General features: G+C 27.7%; 17 protein-coding genes and 1 pseudogene. 10 read left to right on the forward strand and 8 right to left on the reverse strand.

The window, feature by feature from the left end; all coding sequences use genetic code 11:
* Positions 1-181 precede the first annotated feature (181 nt).
* A complete protein-coding gene (locus tag QZ306_RS04330) occupies positions 182-916 on the forward strand; it encodes a hypothetical protein (protein WP_295161555.1) in 735 nt (244 codons plus the stop codon).
* A gap of 83 nt (positions 917-999) precedes the next feature.
* Here the strand turns inward: QZ306_RS04330 and dxs are convergent, their stop codons facing one another.
* On the reverse strand, positions 1,000-2,868 hold the full coding sequence (dxs, locus tag QZ306_RS04335; protein ID WP_295161557.1) for a 1-deoxy-D-xylulose-5-phosphate synthase: 1,869 nt from the start codon (positions 2,866-2,868) through the stop codon (positions 1,000-1,002).
* Positions 2,869-3,127: 259 nt separating this feature from the next.
* Here dxs and QZ306_RS04340 point away from each other — a divergent pair, with 259 nt between their 5' ends.
* The 9 genes and pseudogenes from QZ306_RS04340 (at position 3,128) to QZ306_RS04380 (ending at position 10,080) form a co-directional block, all read left to right on the forward strand.
* Complete coding sequence (locus QZ306_RS04340) at positions 3,128-4,240, forward strand: hypothetical protein (protein WP_295161559.1); 1,113 nt, start codon at positions 3,128-3,130, stop codon at positions 4,238-4,240.
* Positions 4,241-4,289: 49 nt separating this feature from the next.
* A complete protein-coding gene (locus QZ306_RS04345; RefSeq protein WP_295161561.1) occupies positions 4,290-4,592 on the forward strand; it encodes a BrnT family toxin in 303 nt (100 codons plus the stop codon).
* A complete protein-coding gene (locus QZ306_RS04350) occupies positions 4,585-4,800 on the forward strand; it encodes a hypothetical protein (protein WP_295161563.1) in 216 nt (71 codons plus the stop codon). The genes QZ306_RS04345 and QZ306_RS04350 overlap by 8 nt, the downstream gene beginning before the upstream one ends.
* Before the next feature lie 231 nt (positions 4,801-5,031).
* A complete protein-coding gene (locus QZ306_RS04355; protein ID WP_295161565.1) occupies positions 5,032-6,033 on the forward strand; it encodes a type I restriction enzyme HsdR N-terminal domain-containing protein in 1,002 nt (333 codons plus the stop codon).
* A 12-nt stretch (positions 6,034-6,045) separates the two neighbouring features.
* Positions 6,046-7,062: pseudogene (locus QZ306_RS04360) on the forward strand (N-6 DNA methylase); the annotation flags it as partial.
* Between the two features lie 19 nt (positions 7,063-7,081).
* Positions 7,082-8,434, forward strand: a complete 1,353-nt coding sequence (locus tag QZ306_RS04365; RefSeq protein WP_295161568.1) for a hypothetical protein — start codon at positions 7,082-7,084, stop codon at positions 8,432-8,434.
* A 478-nt stretch (positions 8,435-8,912) separates the two neighbouring features.
* A complete protein-coding gene (locus tag QZ306_RS04370; protein WP_295161570.1) occupies positions 8,913-9,068 on the forward strand; it encodes a hypothetical protein in 156 nt (51 codons plus the stop codon).
* Positions 9,069-9,254: 186 nt separating this feature from the next.
* Complete coding sequence (locus QZ306_RS04375; RefSeq protein ID WP_295161572.1) at positions 9,255-9,776, forward strand: Panacea domain-containing protein; 522 nt, start codon at positions 9,255-9,257, stop codon at positions 9,774-9,776.
* A complete protein-coding gene (locus QZ306_RS04380) occupies positions 9,763-10,080 on the forward strand; it encodes a hypothetical protein (protein ID WP_295161574.1) in 318 nt (105 codons plus the stop codon). The genes QZ306_RS04375 and QZ306_RS04380 overlap by 14 nt, the downstream gene beginning before the upstream one ends.
* Before the next feature lie 3 nt (positions 10,081-10,083).
* Here QZ306_RS04380 and QZ306_RS04385 read toward each other — a convergent pair whose 3' ends face one another.
* From QZ306_RS04385 to dnaG, 7 genes are all read right to left on the reverse strand, one after another.
* Positions 10,084-11,055: a site-specific DNA-methyltransferase gene (locus QZ306_RS04385; protein WP_295161576.1), complete on the reverse strand. Its 972-nt coding sequence runs from the start codon at positions 11,053-11,055 to the stop codon at positions 10,084-10,086.
* A gap of 8 nt (positions 11,056-11,063) precedes the next feature.
* On the reverse strand, positions 11,064-12,608 hold the full coding sequence (guaA, locus tag QZ306_RS04390) for a glutamine-hydrolyzing GMP synthase (RefSeq protein ID WP_295161578.1): 1,545 nt from the start codon (positions 12,606-12,608) through the stop codon (positions 11,064-11,066).
* A 176-nt stretch (positions 12,609-12,784) separates the two neighbouring features.
* Positions 12,785-13,654: a hypothetical protein gene (locus tag QZ306_RS04395; RefSeq protein ID WP_295161580.1), complete on the reverse strand. Its 870-nt coding sequence runs from the start codon at positions 13,652-13,654 to the stop codon at positions 12,785-12,787.
* 16 nt (positions 13,655-13,670) lie between these two features.
* The gene (locus QZ306_RS04400) at positions 13,671-14,645 is read right to left on the reverse strand and encodes a lysis protein (protein WP_295161582.1); all 975 of its coding nucleotides are present in this window, start codon (positions 14,643-14,645) and stop codon (positions 13,671-13,673) included.
* Positions 14,646-14,674: 29 nt separating this feature from the next.
* On the reverse strand, positions 14,675-14,935 hold the full coding sequence (locus QZ306_RS04405) for a hypothetical protein (protein WP_295161584.1): 261 nt from the start codon (positions 14,933-14,935) through the stop codon (positions 14,675-14,677).
* Positions 14,936-15,174: 239 nt separating this feature from the next.
* Positions 15,175-16,938, reverse strand: coding sequence for an RNA polymerase sigma factor RpoD (rpoD, locus tag QZ306_RS04410; RefSeq protein ID WP_295161585.1), 1,764 nt, complete (start codon positions 16,936-16,938; stop codon positions 15,175-15,177).
* On the reverse strand, positions 16,935-18,767 hold the full coding sequence (gene dnaG, locus QZ306_RS04415) for a DNA primase (protein WP_295161587.1): 1,833 nt from the start codon (positions 18,765-18,767) through the stop codon (positions 16,935-16,937). The genes rpoD and dnaG overlap by 4 nt, the downstream gene beginning before the upstream one ends.
* Between the last annotated feature and the right edge of the window lie 119 nt (positions 18,768-18,886).

Consider the following 18,886-nt stretch of genomic DNA (forward strand, 5'->3'; position numbering starts at 1 on the left):
ACATATACTGAATATTTATTTTTACCATAAAATTATTATACTAAATTAATAATAAATGTAAAGCTGTATGAAAAACTTTAATGATATATTTAAATAAAAAAATATTTTAATATAAATAATCTTTGACATAAAATCAATGATGCATTATACTACTTAATAATATAAAAGTTAGGAGTAAAAAATGAAAAAGATTTTTATTATTTTTATAATATCTGTTTTAGTTCTTTCCTGTAAAGAACAGAAAACGGAAACTATGTCTGATGCCGATTTTAAAGCTGGAACATTAACAATAGATTTTCAGGCTGTAATAGGTCAGACAGATAATACTGTGATAAGCGATAATTCTTATTTAAAAATTACAGGTACTTACGGCGATATAGACGGAAAAATAGATGCTGCTACTGGAGCGTCCATACCTTCAGGAACACCGAATTTATTAGACAAATACAGATCTGCAGATAATAATATTTTAAACAATAAAATTGAACTTGGTATGGGGGAATTCTTATTATTCGGCACTGCTAATGCAGAAAGATATATAGATGATGGTATGTCTGGTTCAGGCATTGCACAAAGAACTGTTGACGGAGAAACAGGACCTAAAATTACGGGAACTGGAATTACAAAAGATGCTGACGGCGTTATAACTATCAGATTTGCACATGCAGGAGGAAGAACAGTAGATCCTTATCTGTTTGAAATGAAATCAGACAGCAATGGTATTTTCAATATAGGTGCGGGTACTGAAAACTTCAAAAGAAGCGAATCTGTTATTATAAATGATACAGATATAATTAATACGGATATTTTAATAATAGATAAGCCTAAAGCATCTCCTTATTGGAAAGGCGATTTGAAAGCTGTTTATGAAAATAATATAATAAAAATTACAGGTACTTTAACTGAAACTAAATAATCACTCAGTTTATTATATATAAAAAAGAGTATGGTGTCTTTGCTGTGCTCTTTTTTATTTATTCTTACAAAATATAAAATATATTATTTTGTATGATATGATAAATAATTTTTAATAATTTCTTTTATGCCTTCTTTATCAAGCTTATATATTTTTAGAAGTTCTTCTCTGGAGCCTGACTCAAAGAATTTATCGGGAAGAGCATGAATTTTTACTTTTTTAATTATATCATTATCCGATAATAATTCAAGCAAAGCGCTTCCAATTCCGCCTTTTTTAATACTCTCTTCAATAATTAAAATATTATCAGCCTTCTTTGCCATATTTAAAATAGTTTCCTCATCTAAAGGTTTTAAAGTTGAAAGATTTAATACTGCTGTATCAAAATTAATTTCATCAACAGCATCAATTATATCAATAAGAGTCTGTCCGTAGCTTATAATAAGATTATTAGTTTTATAAGCCTCTTTAATAATATGCGCCTTTCCAATTTCAAAATTATCAGAGACTATATTGTCTTTTAATTCTCTGACAGATGATTTACTGTATCTTATAACTGTAGGTCCTTTATATATTAAAGCTTTTTTAACCATATCTGTAAAATCTTTTTCGCCTACAGGAGCCATAATAGTAATATTCGGTATAATTCTCAGAAAAGATATATCAAATAAGCCTTGATGAGTGGATCCGTCTTCAGGCACAAATCCAGCCCTATCAATCATAAGCTTAACATTTGCATTCATAATACCAATATCATGTATAACCTGATCAAATCCTCTCTGAAGAAAAGTAGAGTATAGGCATACAAAAGGTATTATTCCGTTTTCCGCAAGTCCTACTGCAAATGTAACGGCATGCTGCTCTGCTATTCCTACATCAAAGAATCTGTCATTAAAAAGTTTTGCATATTCGGTAAGTCCTGTGCCCGATTCCATAGCTGCAGTTATTGCCACAACATTTTTATTTTCTTTAGCGGCATTTATGATACATTCTCCTGCAATATTTGAAAAAGTTTTTGTATTAGATTTATTCTTTAACTCTCCCGTTTCAACATGGAAAGGGGCTATTCCATGAAATTTAGAAGGATTATCTTCAGCCATTTTATATCCTTTTCCTTTGACTGTATTAACCTGCACTAATCTAGGACCTCTTATATATTTAATTTTCTGAAATGTATTAATTAAATCATCATAATTATGTCCGTCAACAGGTCCGAAATATTTAAAGCCTATTTCTCTGAATATAATACCAGGTGCAACAAATGTTCTTATGGCTCCTTTTCCTCTGTCTATAAACTCATTTGCAATATCTCCGAAAGGAAAAGATGATATAAGTCCTCTAAATTTTTCGGATGCATCCTGAACTAAATTATCATTCAGCGTATTATTTAAAAATTTGGACACGGCTCCTATATTTTTTCCTATAGACATTTCATTATTATTTAATATTATTATTATATCTGCATCCGTATTTGAAATATTGTTCAAAGCCTCTAATGCCATACCTCCCGTCATAGCTCCGTCTCCGATAACGGCTATAACATCGCCTCTAAGCCCCAGTATTTCTCTTGAACATGCAAGTCCGTATGCAAACGATAAAGAAGTGGATGCATGACCTGTTTCTTCTATATCATGTTCGGATTCATTTCTTTTAGGAAACCCAGATATTCCTCCGTAAGTTCTTAATGTATGAAATTTATTCTTTCTTCCTGTAATAATTTTATGAGTATAAGACTGATGCCCGACATCAAATATGAATGCATCTCTGGGAGAATCAAACAAATAATGCAGTACCAATGTTAAATCAACAATGCCTAAATTGCTTCCTAAATGACCTCCTGTATTTGATACATTATTTATCAAAAACTCTCTTATCTCTGAAGATAATAATTTTAGTTCTTCAATATTCAGTTTTTTTAAATCAATAGGACTGTTTATATTTTCTAAATACATTATATTACCTTATAATATTTTAATTAAATTTTTAAATAGATTATAACTATAAAATATTTTATTTCAATATATTATAATTATATAAATCATAAATTTGCTTAGTCTTCATAGACATTGAGAATTTTATTTATAATATATTTTTTATAATATTAAACTAATAATTGATTAAAAAAGTTTACATAATAAAAAATACTAATGAAAGTTATCATAATATCGATAATTATATTAATATTTTAATATTAGGATTGTAATCTGAATTATGAAAAGCAAAATAGCATACAAAGCGTATACTTTTATAAAAAAAAAGAAATATAAAAAAGCAAAGGATTTTCTTCTCGGCAATAAGTCAAAAATTACTCATGATGCAGATTCCCTTGCCATGCTTTCTTTTTCCGATATATTTTTAAAAGATTTTTACGGTGCGGAAGAGCTTTCAAGAAAATCTCTTAGAGAGGATAGTTTTTGTATTAATGCTATGCTTGCTAAAGCCTATATAAGTCTGCATAACGGGCATAGAGAAAATGCTTTAAGGGAGTATTTCAGAATATTGGACTTAGAGCCTGAAAATAAAATTGCAAAAGATAATATAGAAAGAATAAGATTTTTAACAAATAATGCAAGAGGAGATGAAATTAACCCTAAAGCATATCTGCTTGGTAAAAATAAATTATCAATTGCCAAATTTTTAGTTCTTATACCTATAGCTTTTATACTTACATTTATTTCATATATAACAATAGACAGAATATATCCTAAAATAAGATATGTGCTTCTAGATAAAGAACAAAAAGAGCTGAGAGAAAAACTGGAAAATGTATATTTATTTGAAGGGCTTGAAGACGGCAGGATTCCAGACAGTGCAAAGAGTCCGACATATTCTCCGCGTGAGGTAGCCATTATGTTTGATAAGGCTAAAAACAATATGAGAAGCGCCTCCGTTAATGAGGCTGTCATTATAATAAACGGAGCATTAAAAAGCGATATTAACGAATACTTAAAGGAAAGATTCAGAGTTCTTAAAGAGTTTGTGATAGCGCCCGATTATAATATATTCAGAGAGAGTCCCGATTATATAACTGTAGCTGAAAATTATGATCTATACAGCGGAGGATATATAAAATGGAAGGCAGATGTAAATACTGTAAATCAGATTAGCATAGACGGAGTTCCAAAGAAAAAAGCAAGACTTTTAATTTATGATGCCGCAGATAAAAGTATTGCAGGCATTGCTGATTTAATAGTGAATGCTACTGTAACATTAGAGTCTAAGAACTATATAGAAGTTTACGGCAAGATTTTAGGCTATGATGAAAAGCAGAAATCAATACAGCTTGAAGGACATATTATAAAGCATTTGCCTAAGAAGAAGTAAATTAATTCCTTTCTATTGATATTATAGTTTAATAATATAAAATAATATTATGATAAAATTTGAATGGGATAACAATAAAAATCTTATCAATATTAAAAAACATAAAATTTCATTTGAAGATGCTATATATGTTTTTTCAGATAAAAATGCCCTTATTATAAAAGATGAAGAACATTCTGATTATGAGGACATATTTATTACAATGGGTAATATTAAAGGAAAGTTTATTGTTGTTGTTATTCATACAGACAGAACAAAAAATTCTAATGAAGAAGTTATAAGAATCATATCAGCAAGGTATGCAACTAGAAACGAAATTAATCAATATTATAATAGGGGTGATTATGAGTGATATAAAAAAAGAATATGATTTTTCAAAAGCTCAGAGAATTACAGATTTTGAAAACGGTAAATTTTTTATTAATAGCGAAGATATAAAAACTCCTATTTATTTAGATAAAAAAATATTATCCGAATTAGAAATTTTATCTAAACAGTCAGAAACTTCAATATCGGAAATAGCGAACGAAATACTTTCAAAATATCTAATTAGTAAATAATTTAAATTATTAGATTTTTTCTATAATATGCGAAAAATTTTTTATTCATTAATAAACCTCAATATTTTATATTTTAATTATAACAGAAATTATTATTAATTTAAGCCCATTTAGCAAATTTCCTAAACGCCTGAACAGTATGCACCGTATCAAAAATATGTTTATAATAATAAATATCTAATAAATTTTTATTATGCCGATAAGTAAAATAAAATATATAGGGCTTATTTTATGAAAAATTCTGTTTTATCTGAAGAATTAAATAAATTGACTTTATTTAATGATGAAGAAAAAAAACATATAGAACAATTATGTACTGTTGATGAAAAAAATAATATAAAAATAAAATGTCAAATTAGAAATAAAGATATAAAAGCTACACCTGAAGAACTTGTACGTCAATTATATTTATATAGATTGATGAAAGATTATAAATATAAACCTTCTGATATAGCATTAGAAAGTGAAATATCTTTTGGAAGAGAGAAAAAGAGAGCTGATATTGTTATAAATAATAAAGATGGGGAAGCAAAAATTATTATAGAATTGAAAAAATCTAAAGAAAAAGAAGGTAAAGAACAATTAAAAAGCTATACTAATGCAACAGGTGCCCCTTTGGCTGTATGGACTAATGGCATAGATATAGAATATTGGCATAGAAAAGATCCTAATTATTTTGAAAGTATTAAAGGTATACCAGAAGACGGAGAAAAATTAAGTGATTATTTAAATGAACCTTTCACATTATTAGATTTAATGATTGAAGACAGACTCCTTGAAAAAAATATTACATTAAAAAAAATTATTAAAGATATGGAAGATGAAGTATTAGCAAATGCGGGAGTTAATGTATTTGAAGAAGGTTTTAAATTAATATTTACCAAACTTTATGATGAATTTTCAGTAATTTCAAAAGATAAAACTGTAATATATATGCTTGCTGATATAGATGAAGATGAACCATTTACAGAAAAAATAAAAAAACTAAAAGAATTAAAACATTCTAATAATAGCAGACTTTCAAAGCTAAAAAAATTAAACTTTTATAATTACGGTGATGATAATGAACTAAAAAGAAATATCAATATATTATTTGAAGATGCACAGAAAAAGTGGAAAAATGTATTTCCAGAAAATAGTACAATTTCACTTTCTGCATCTCATTTAGCTGTTTGTGTATCTTCATTACAAAAAGTAAAATTATTTAATTCTAATCTTGAAGTAATAGACTAAGCATTTGAATACTTAATAAATAAAGACTCCAAAGGTGAGAAAGGACAATATTTTACGCCTAGACATGTTATAGATATGTGCGTAAAAATGCTCAATTCTCATAAAAATGAAAGTATGATTGATACTGCGGCAGGAAGCTGCGGATTTCCTGTTCATACTTGGTTTAATATGATAGGACATTTATTTGACGGACAAGAACCTAATGATGATGAAAAAAAGTTTGTAAAAAATATATTTGGACTTGATTTTGATGAAAGGGCTGTACGTGTGGCAAGAACTTTGAATTTGATTGCAGGCGATGGTGAAACTAATGTACTTCATATTAATACATTAGATTATGATAAAAAACGCTGGGACGAAAAAAGAGATTCTGATTACAGAGATGCATTTAATAATTTAATTAAGCATTCTGTTAATAAAGATGATTATAAATTATTTGATTTCTGCATGCTTCTTGCTAATCCTCCATTTGCAGGAGAGATAAAAGAACATAGAATATTAGCAAAATATGAAATAGCAAAAAAAGGAAAAAAATCTGTTGGCAGAGATATTTTATTTATAGAGAGGAATTTAGATTTTGTACGTGACGGCGGACGCTTAGCTTTGGTTTTACCTCAGGGAAGATTTAATAATGCTACAGATGAATATATAAGAGATTTTATTTCTGAAAAAGCTAGAATACTTGCAGTAGTGGGGCTTCATGGAAATACATTCAAACCGCATACAGGAACGAAAACAAGCGTAATATTTTTGCAGAAATGGAATAATGATGATTCAGATCCGTTATATTATTGCCCTAAAGTGGAAGACTATCCGATATTTTTTGCTGTTAGTGAAAAAGCTGGCAAAGATAATAGCGGAGAATATGTATATGCCAAAGATAAAAACGGCAATGAACTTTTAGATAAACATGGACATAAAATAAAAGATCATGACCTTCATAATCATGACGGTTCATTAGATGACAGTATAGCCGAGGCATTTATAGAATTTGCTAAGGAAGAAAAATTCAGTTTTTGGACTTATTAATTTAATAAGGATTTTAATAATGCAATATTCTATAATTAATTTTAGTGAAGCTAAGAGAGATAAACGTTTTGATTCTGAATTTTTAAATAAAAAAGTTATAATTAATAAACTATTAACTAAACATAAATATGTGAATTTAGGTAGCATATCATATATTACAGATGGAGAACATGGATCGCCTGAATATGATGAAAACGGTTATATATGTTTAACTGGAAAAAATGTTAAGGATTTTTATATTGACTTATCAAATATTTACAAAATTTCTGAAAATCAATTTAAAAAAAATTCAAGAGTTTTAGTAAAAAGAGGTAATATTTTAATTGGTATAGTTGGTACAATAGGTAATTCTACTTTAATAATGGAAGATATAAATGCTATAACATCAAGACATTTAGCTACAATAAAATGTAAAGATAATTATAACGACTTTAATATATCAAAATCATATATAGTAACTTTTTTAAACTCTAAGTATGGTAAAGAACAATCTATTTTATACTCTGCTGGAAATGTGCAACCTTTAATTAATTTAACAAATATATCAAAATTTTTAATTCCAATATTTAGTAATGAGTTTCAAAAATCTATAGAAAAACTGGTATTAGAGGCTCATAATCAAAGGCAGATATCTAATTCTTTAATGAAAGAGGCTAATGAAATTTTAGAAAAAGAAATTGGATTTGATAAATTAGAAATTAAAAAGAAAAAAGTTAATTATTCTATAGTTAATTACAGCGAGACATTATTATCAAAAAGAATAGATGCAGAGTATTATCAGGAGAAATATAAAATAATAATGGATAAAATACAGTCATATAAAAATGGATATAAAAAAATAAATGATGTATGTGATATATATAAAAATGTAAAATTAAAAATAGATAAAGAAAAAAAGTATGATTATGTTGAAATTGGTTCTGTCAACATATCAAATGGAGGTATAGAACCTACATCATTATACGGGGATGATTTGCCTGCTAATGCTAAAAGAATTCTTAAAGTTAATGACATAATAATATCAAAAGTGCGACCATATAGAGGTGCTATATCATTAGTGGATAATGATTATATAGGAAGTAGTGCATTTACAGTTTTAAAAGAAAAAGATATTATTAATAAAGAAACAATATTTATTTTTTTTAGAAATAATTTTATGCTTAATTATATAAATAAATTTTCTACTGGTACATCTTATCCTGTAATTGTAGATGAATATATTTATAATACATACATACCTATTATAGATAAAAATGTTCAAAATATTATAGCTGATAAGGTTAAGGAGGCTTATAAGTCCAGGGATAAGGCTAAGGCTTTACTTGAGGAGGCTAAAAAGAAAGTTGAGGACGCTATAGAAAATGGGGAATAATAAAAAGAAATAAACAAAAGAAGATAAAGATGAAGCTAAATATAAATTTTATAAAAATAATATATTTACTTCATTAAAAACTATATTGTTATATTTCATCAACATTTATAATAGTCATAAAAAAACTCTTAAAAAAATTTATGCCTCAATTATAAACCAAATAATTAAATCATCAGCAATATATAAGATGATAGTCAATAATTGCAGTCTTTTTGATTCTCGACATAGGCGCCAACAAAAGAAGTTGGGGAGCGGGGAAAAGACACCGCAACTAAAATTACTCTTTCAAAAAACCATGCTCATACACTTTAACAGTAATTTCTTATACACTATCTGTTAGAGTTAAATTTATGTAAAATAACAATATTTTTATATTATATAATTTTTACAAAAAATATAATTTTCTATTTGTGAATTTTTCATTATATAGTATAATACCTACAGAACAAAGCTATATTTAAAAAAGGAGTTTACAAATATGGTTACAGCGATCACTACTACTGACACAACTAATACTTATGTTACATCAATAGGGGGGGTAAATATCACCGTCAGAAATAATTTTTCTGACAAAACGGCAGCCGTTGAGGTAGAGCCTAAAATTACAGGCGGCGCTTTAAATGTGCGGGGCTGATTTTTCATTTACCGCATTCAGATTATCGGTTATTTATTTTTTATACTTTAATAAAAAATAGTCTTTTGTTCATTTATTAAAAGCAATGGGGCTGTTTGTGGGAGGCGGCTCCATTTTTTATACTTGAATTATTAATATTTTTTGTTTATACTTTTATATTAGCTAAATTATAAAGGCGGAGTTTTTATGAATGATAATAAAAAATATGAAACTATAGTGCATTATATAATAAACAGCTGTGATGATATCAGAAAGCTTGGAAGTATTAAATTAAATAAAATACTTTTTTATTCAGATTGCGATATGTTCATCAGAAAAAATAAAACTATTACTAATGATAAGTATATTAAAATGCAGTTCGGACCTGTGCCTAAAAAAATACTGACTATATTATCCAGCCTTGAAAAAAATAAAAAAATTTCTATAAGAAAACCTTCTCAAAATAGATTATATAATACAACATTATATTTCAGCTTAACTGATGATATTAATTTGGATATTTTGACGGCTGAAGAGGTTTCTATATTAGAACATTATTTAAAAATTATATCAAATAATTATACTGCCAAAGAAATAAGCGAAATATCCCATGATAAAATATGGGAGCTGGCAGATTTAGGCGAAGAGATACCTATATATACTATACATGCTTCAGAAACTGAAGAAATACTTTCTGATGATATAGAGGCTTTAAGTGCAGCATTATAATATTGAAGTTAATCAAAAAGTATATGATTTTATAGAAGAATATAAACCTATATATTCCGACTTATCAATTCTTTATGATGCGGCTTATTGGAGACTTAAAAGAGATGAAGAAGATTATTTTAATGATAAATTGCAATTGTATATATTAAAAGTAGGTTCTAAAAGCAATCAGATATCATTATGTTTAGCTTTTGAAAAAGGTATCAGTCAATTAAGTAAAAATATATTTGAAGAGGTAAAATACATTGTTTCAGCTTCTATAACGGATAAAAGAACTAAAAAAATTATAAGGATAAAAAAATAATTATTAATTTCCGTTTTTTATTTTTTTCTGTACCAATATAGAGTTTCTCTCCCAAAATATATTATCAGTATAGCCTTGTATTTCTTTATTATTCCCTGCATTCTCTATTCTCTTTTCAGCCCAAGCACAGTATATTTTATTCTGTTCTATGCCTAAGTAATTTCTTCCCAATTTTTTAGCGGCAACAGAAGTAGTACCGCTTCCCAAAAAAGGATCAAATATAAAATCATTTTTGTTTGAACTTGCAAGTATTAATTTAGCTATTAGTTTTTCAGGCTTCTGAGTGGAATGTGCTGTATTTTCAGGCATAGACCAATAGGGTATAGATATGTCGTCCCAAAAGTTTGAAGGATAAGTATCTCTGAAATTACCTTCTTTTGTTTCTATCCAATCTTTAGGCTTTCCGCCGTTTCTGTACGGAGCTATAACTTTTCTTCTTATTTTTACATCATCTGCATTGAAAGTGTATTTATTTGAAACGGTTGCAAACCAAATATCTTCCATAGAGTTTTTCCAATTATTTTTTGAGCCTCTGCCTTTCTCCCTCTGCCAAGTTATTCTGTTTTGTATCTTAAAATATTGCTCTAATACATTTCCTATTACAAGGCTTGATTTCCAATCGCAGCATACATATAGTGTTGCATTATCTTTTAATATTGGAATAATATTTTCTACCCATAAGTGAGTATATTTTTCATAAGTTAAACTATCACTATTTTTAAACTTAAATCCATGATAGTTTTTATATATATTATAAGGAGGATCAGCTATAATTAAATCAGCAATATTATTCTCTATTTTTTTTAATACATCAAAAGTATTTCCGTTTATTGTTTTATTTAAAATATCTTCTTTTTTATATTCTTTATTTTTATTATTATCTGTAATACATTTATTAAAATAAAATCTGCCTTCTTCTGTATTTATATCAAAATCTATAGTTTTATTTTTAATTGATTTTATTTTAGTATTCATGTATTTTATTATTCCCATTCTATAGTGGCAGGCGGCTTTGAAGATATATCATAAACTACTCGGTTAATGCCTTTAACTTCGTTTATGATTCTGTTTGATATTACAGCTAAAACATCATAATCAATTTTAGCCCAATCGGCAGTCATAGCGTCCGTACTTTCAACTGCTCTTACTGCGCATACCTGTTCATAAGTTCTTCCGTCGCCCATAACTCCTACGCTTTTTACTGGAAGAAGCACGGCAAAAGACTGCCATAGTTTTCTGTAAAGTCCCGCTTTTTTTATCTCGCTTACAACTATATCATCGGCTTGCTGAAGTATTTCAACTCTTTCTTTAGTTACGCCGCCTATTATTCTAACGGCTAATCCCGGACCGGGAAAAGGCTGTCTATATACTATATCTTCTGGTAATTTTAATTTCAATCCTATTTCTCTTACTTCATCTTTAAATAATTCTCTGAAAGGCTCAAGCAGTTCAAACTTCATGTCTTTAGGAAGCCCTCCTACATTATGATGACTTTTTATAATATCTGAGCTTCCTCTTAAAGATATGCTTTCTATAACATCGGGATAAAGAGTTCCCTGAGCCAAAAATCCCACATTCTCTATTTTTTTAGCCTCATTGTTAAATACATTTATAAATTCATGTCCTATTATCTTTCTTTTTTGTTCTGGGTCTGTAACTCCTTCCAATTTATCTAAAAATATTTTTGAAGCATCAGCATAAATCAAATCAATATTAAAATTATCTCTGAATATTTCCAATACTTTTTTATCCTCATTTTTTCTTAAAAGTCCGTTATTTACAAATATGCATTTTAACTGTTTTCCTATGGCTTTTTCTATCAATACTGCAGCTACAGAAGAATCAACTCCGCCTGATAGTCCGAGTATTACATTTTTATCTCCCGCTTTTTCTTTTATATTTTTTATCTGATATTCTATAAAAGAACTCATATTCCAATTATTTGCACATTTGCAGATGTTAAATAAAAAGTTTTCTATAATTTTTATTCCGTTATATGTATGAAATACTTCGGGGTGAAACTGTATAGCATAAATATTTTTCTGTTTATTTTCTATAGCGGCAAATTCAGTATTATGCGTTTTTGCTGTAAGCTTGAAGCCTTCAGGAATCGATTTGATGCTGTCCCCATGGCTCATCCATACGATATTATTTTTTTCAAAGGATTTAAATATGCTTTCATGATAAATTATTTCTATTTCGGCTTTTCCGTACTCTCTTCTTTGAGCACTTTCAACTTTTCCTCCCATAGAATGTACTATTATATGCATACCGTAGCATATTCCGAGTATAGGAATGCCGAGTTCAAATAATTTTTTATCAACTTTAGGCGCATCTTTTTCATATACGCTTGAAGGACCTCCCGAAAGTATTATTGCTTTTGGATTGAAGCTTTTTATAAAATCTATAGATGCATAAAACGGGTGAATCTCAGAGTATACATTTAATTCTCTTATTCTTCTTGTTATCAGCTGAGTAAATTGAGACCCGAAATCCAGTATTAAAACTTTATCTGTATCATTTTGCATATATTCCTCTTTAATATAAAATTACAATAAAACTTTGATAATATTATATTAAAATAGTAAAATTTCAATTGATAATTATATAAAAACCTGTAATTTTATACGGAAGTACAAGTTTATAATTTTTATAGTATTTTAAGAAAAGTTTTAATTTTTTTATACTATTATATGCTTAAATATTAATTTCCGAATTTTATTCCTAAATTGAAGGCTATTTCAAAACTAGAAAAACCGTATTTCTTAATATCATAATTTTTATAGTAACCAATAGCACCGCCTCCAATACTTGGATATCCTTCATATATTTTTTGATAATCTTCATAAGACATATTAGCAATATCATAGAATATATCAAAGTTATATATTAAACTTACACCAAATAAAAATGCTACCTTTTCATTAAAATAAAAATAATCATCAATTTGAAGTTTTATATATGGTATAAACGGATAATCAAATTTTCTTTTTATGTCTTTGAATGAATATTTTTCTGCCAAATGACTTTCGTAATTTTTATCAGCATTATTATTCATTGTATTATAATATTCACCAGCCAATGCTATTTTTATTCCGAAACCTATACCTATATTAAGCTCTATTTTACCTTCATAGTTTGGATTAATATTTTTTAGTAAAGAGGTAAGATTAACAGCATATTTAGGCATTAATCCTATATTGAGTGTATGAAAAACTAAATTCTGACTTGCATTATATATTTTATTGTTTCCGTAATTATTATCAGTTTTAGCTTTAAATCTAGAAGCGAAATCAAGTCTTGAATATCCTATTTCAGTTAATATACTTACAGCATTATTTTCATTTATGTTAAATCTATACCCGAAATTCCCGGTAACCCCCATATTAAAACTCATATCTGATTTAGTTGTATCTATATAAATATTTCTGACAAACTTCCATTTAGGATCCACTATATTAGGAAATGTGGAAGCAATACCTATAGGTACATATATATTAGCTTCAAATTCTGTAAATGCTGATTTAGTAAATATTGAAATGAATATTAAAGCAAATAACACTATTTTTTTCATAATACCTCCTATTAATTTATTCTAATTTTAATTTTTTTCCTGCTCTATTATTGATTTCTATATTGCTTGTATGAAATGTAAAAACTAGATATATTTTTTTATCATCTTTTTTATCTAGTATATTCTGTAATTTTTTTACAGAAAATTTTTCAGTGCATCCTTCATTTACATTTATATTGCAAATATCATATTCAGAATTTAATACAAATTCTTTATTACCAGAATAAAATGTAAAATATCTTCTTATCGTTGAATAATAGTTAGTAATTTCTTTATCATCTACTTCTGCTTCTACAGATATTAAAGCATTTAATATATTATTTTTTACAGCTTTTATATCTAGTTTTAATGTATCATTTTGTGTATATGCATCTAATTTGAAAAAATCGTCATTATTAATTAAATTATTATTGTTTAATATATTAACAATTAATTTTTCATTATTTAATTGTGTATTATAATCTTTATTTTCTTCTGTTTTTTCATCAGAATGATAAATTAGTTCATTTGCTACAGTTACTGCTGCTGCAGATGTTCCAGCCATACCAATACCAACAACTGCTGCAGCTGCAGTTCCGCCAATAGCGGCAACAGCAGGTATAACTACTGGTATGAATACTGCTATAACTATTGCAACAATTCCTATAAATATCCCTATTAATTTATCAAACCATCCTCTTGCCATTATACTATATGTATTTGGTGAAGATGAACTGTTATATTTATCTATAGATTGCCATATTAATAAACTATTTTTTATTGTTTCTACTTGGTATTTTAGTTTTGTATCTAAATTTGAAAAGTTATTAGATGTATTTATATCTTTTGATAAGTTTATATCTGAGAAAGTTTCTACTTCATTATCCATATACCATATTATATCATAAGTCTGAGTTTTTTCTCTATATGGAGTAATAGTTCCAACAGCAAGTTGTCCGTCTTTAAAAACCCTTATCTCGCTTGGAAAACTGGAACCATTTTTATATACCATAGAAATAACAACACCATTTTCATTTTCTGTTAGATAAGAAGTGTATTCATTTTCAGCTGTTTTTTTGAATACATATAGAAGCCTTCTGCATTATCCTTCAATTTCATAACTATAGAATCTGTTTTTTCTTCTACTATATTATTGGATGTATCCAAATAAGAGATTTGTAATTCATCTATTTTTTGAGATGTTGGAGATGTAATACTTGCTTTAGAGCATGAATAAAAATTAAATAATACTAAAAGTATCATTAAGTAAATAAATAAGTAAGTAAATTTTCCTTTTTTCATATAAAAACTCCTAAATAATTTTTAGGAAAATATATCATATAAAAAATTAATGATAAATAATATATTGTATACATTTTTTGTAAAATTATTATTTACTTAAATTTTAATATAAAAATAATAAAAAAACAAGTATATATTAATGATATATTTACATTCCCCGCCCTCTATTCTTTTTTATTTATGATATATATAAAAAAGGAGACATAAAAATGCCTCCTTTGAAATTTTTAATTTAAATATTAAGAATCAAGAAAATCTTTTAATTCTTTTTTCTTTGATTGGGCTCTTAATCTTCTTATTGCTTTAGCTTCTATCTGTCTGATACGCTCCCTTGTTACTTTGAATACATATCCTACTTCTTCAAGAGTATGAGAATATCCGTCAACTAGTCCGAAACGCATTCTTATAACTTTCTGCTCTCTGTCAGGAAGGCTGTCTAATATAGAGTCTATCTGCTTTCTAAGTATTTTGAAAGTGGTTATATTCTGAGGGCTTTCAAATTCTTTATCTTCAATGAGTTCGCCTAATATAGTATCCTCTTCATCTCCTATAGGAGCATTTAAAGATACGGGATCTTTAGCAACATTTCTTACGCTTTTTACTCTGCTTTCAGGCCAGCTTAATGCTTTTGCAATTTCCTGAATAGAAGGCTCTCTTCCATGCTGCTGCATATACTGTCTTAAAACTCTCTGAACTTTATTAATCTGCTCTATCATATGAACAGGTACCCTTATAGTTCTAGCCTGATCGCTTATAGAACGGGTAATAGCCTGTCTTATCCACCAAGTGGCGTAAGTGGAGAACTTATATCCTTTTTTATATTCGAATTTATCAACAGCCTTTATAAGTCCTATATTTCCCTCCTGAACTAAATCAAAGAAATGAAGCCCTCTATTAACGTATTTTTTAGCTATTGCAATAACAAGCCTTAAATTAGCTTTAACTATATGATCCTTAGCCTGAGCAATTTTTCTTCTTGAAGAGTCTATTTTACGCACCCATTCCACTAAAGTTTCTTTATCAATACGCACTTCATCATAAATATCCGCCATTCTTACCTGAGATTTATGAAAGCTTGTTATAACAGCTTCTATTGCTTCGGGTGTTATATTAAACTCATCTACAAGTCTGATATATATATCCTTATTTCCAGCTTCTATTTCTTTATAATAGTTTTCAAAGTCTGATATTTCTTTATAGTATCTTTTTTTCAGTTTTTCAAAGTATTCTTCTATCTGATTTATTCTATGCAGATAGAATTTAAGCTTTTCTGCTATTCTGTCTATTTCCATTCTGTTTAATCTTACTTTATTTAAAAGCTTAACTATGCTCTCTTTAATTTCTTCCTGTTCTTTGGTGAGAGCTTTAATTGTTTTTTGCGTTGTAATCTTTTTTATTCTTTTATCTAAGCCAAGATATTTTTCGGCTAATGCTATGTACTCTTTTTCAAAGTTTTTATATTTTCTCTCTAATTTTCTTTTTTCCTGAGTGGAAACATTATATATTCTAGGCGGCTCCAGTATTTCATGTATGGAAACTTTTCCTATCTGTACATTTTTAATTGTATTTAATACTTCTCCCACTACAAGATGCGTATTTAAGATAATGCTTTCAATCTCGGATTCTCCTGATTCAATCTTTTTGGAGTAATCAACCTCATCATCATGGGTAAGAAGGCTTACCTTCCCGATTTCTTTTAGATAAAGCCTTATAGGATCATCATTATTTCCAACTTTATCTTCCACATGTATAAATTTAGCGGCATCGTCAATTTTATTCTGATTCTTAGAGAGACTGTCAAATTCTCTTTTATCTTCAACTATAACAATTTTTCTGGCAGCTAGCAATTGAAAAAGTATATCCATAACATCAGTATCCATATTATCTATGGCGCCGTTAATCTCTTTGAAAGTAAGATATTTGTTTGTATTTCCTTTTTCAAGCAATTTTCTAATTTTTTCATTATTTTTAATTAAAAGATCGCAATCTTCTTCTGTCATCATAAATCACTTCCTTGATGTAATTTTTCTTTTTGCTTATTAAGTAAATGTATTTCACGGGCTTTACTGCAAATAGCCTCAAATCCGTCATCATTTTTAAGAATGCCGTTTAATGAATTATTTTCAAGCACTTCTTTTCTTTTTGAGTCTATCTCTCCGCTTTTTATTTTAATAATAAGCTCTTCCAACTTTTCATATACATTTTCAGTATACATTTTCTTCCTGCTTAAAATCCGATTAGCTATATGCTCGTTTCCAAGTACGGCAAGAGCATCTTCGCAGCATGCTTCTTTATTAAGAGTTAAGAGTCTTATATAAAATTCTCTTGTTATATCTTTTTTAATAAGATCAACACTAATTTCTCTTTCAGCCTCTTTAATTAAAGAAGGATTCAAAGCAAGCAGATATATTAAATTGTTCTCATAATAAAATTTATTGTCTGTATTTTTTATTTTTTTACCGCTTCTGATATTAGAACCGTACCGATTTGATCTATGCGCATGCTGCAGCAGATAATCCTTATTAAATGCTTCTCTATCTATATAGAGCTTGGAAGCTATATATGAAATTATCATTTGCTTTTCAGTTTCACTTTTAAGCGCATCAAGATATTTGTAAAAGCCTTTAATAACTTCCAATTTTTTTTCTATAGTTATGTCTGCAGAAGATGCATCGCTTTTTATTTCGCTTTCTATAATAAAATCATACCAATTAAGCTTATTATTATACAGTATATCAAACCTGCTTCTATCATAAATTGTAAAAAAATCATCTAAATCTTTAGTTTCTTTTATAGAAAGTACAGTCAATTTCAAATCAAACTTCAATAATGTGAGTATAGCCTTTTTTGAAGCTTTAATACCAGCTTCATCGCTGTCTAAAGCCAAAACAACATTTTTAGTATATTTTTTTATTTCATTAGCATGCTCTTCGGTTACGGCAGTTCCTAAAGATCCTACTGCATTTTTTATTCCCATTTTATGGCATGCTATAGTATCCATATATCCTTCAACCAGTATAACTTCGTCTTTCTTCATTATATGAGTTTTTGCTATATTAATACCGTACAGAGAAGATTTCTTTTTAAATATAAAACTTTCTTTTGAATTTAAGTATTTAGGTTCTTTTCCGTCTATGCTCCTTCCTCCAAAGCCTATAATTTCCTCTCTTTCATTAATAATAGGAAACATTATCCTATTAACAAATGTATCATAATAATGATTAGGATTATTCTTGCTTATGCTGGCTAAACCTAATATATTCATATTATTTGCTGTAATTTTATTCTCCATAAGAGCATTAATAAGTGCATTCCAGCTCGGGGGCGCATATCCTATTTTAAACTCTTTTATAATACTAAACGGAATTTTTCTTTTTTTTAAGTATTTTTCAGCATCTTTATAGAAATAATTCCCGTTTTTATCTTTTAATAATAAAGTTTTTCCGAAAAAGTTGCATGCTATTCTATTTATTCTTCTGCTTTCTAAATATATTTTATCTTTCTGCGAAGTTTTAGCTGAGAAAAATCCGCTTACATCAACAGAAAATCTGCTTCCTAAATACTGTACAGCTTCTTTAAAAGATTTATTTTCTTTTTCTTTCAGATATGTGATAATATTTCCCTTAGCCCCGCAGGTAAAGCATTTATATACTCCTTTATCATCATCAACCGACATAGAAGGATTTGTTTCCTGTCCGTCTTTATGAAAAGGGCATTGTACAGTGTATTTATTACCGCCTCTTGAAACTACTTTATATTTATCTCTTAATATATCAATGAAAGATACTCTAGACAATAGATTATTTAATTTTTCAATAAATAAATTATCCACAATAAATAAACCAAATTTAGTATCTATATATAATCGGATATAGGATACATAAAAATTATATATTATACCTGTAAACAAATATCCATAAATATAAAAATATTTTAAAAAAAGTCAAGCAT

The organism is uncultured Brachyspira sp. (assembly GCF_910588665.1).
Classification (GTDB): domain Bacteria; phylum Spirochaetota; class Brachyspiria; order Brachyspirales; family Brachyspiraceae; genus Brachyspira.